Below are 260 nucleotides of genomic sequence, written 5' to 3'. Positions count from 1 at the left end.
ACTGGCGGACCATGCCGAGGGAGCCGTTGTTGATGACGGCGACCTTGATCGGCAGGTTGTTCAGGGTGCAGGTGGTGAGTTCCTGGTTGGTCATCTGGAAGCAGCCGTCGCCGTCGATGGCCCACACCGGGGTGTCGGGGCGGCCGGCCTTGGCGCCCATGGCGGCGGGGACGGCGTAGCCCATGGTTCCGGCGCCGCCGGAGTTGAGCCAGGTGGCGGGCTTCTCGAACTGGATGAACTGGCTGGCCCACATCTGGTGC

General features: G+C 67.7%; 1 protein-coding gene. It reads right to left on the bottom strand.

Annotated features, from left to right (window positions below; all coding sequences use genetic code 11):
- Positions 1 to 260: thiamine pyrophosphate-dependent enzyme (locus QSK52_RS39305; protein ID WP_285741060.1), on the bottom strand; the 260-nt coding region annotated here is incomplete at both ends.

It is taken from the genome of Kitasatospora phosalacinea (assembly GCF_030268885.1).
In the GTDB taxonomy this organism is placed as follows: Bacteria; Actinomycetota; Actinomycetes; order Streptomycetales; family Streptomycetaceae; genus Kitasatospora; species Kitasatospora phosalacinea_C.
Note: the sequence above shows the minus strand (reverse complement) of the source record. Positions and strands in the feature narration are given on the sequence as shown.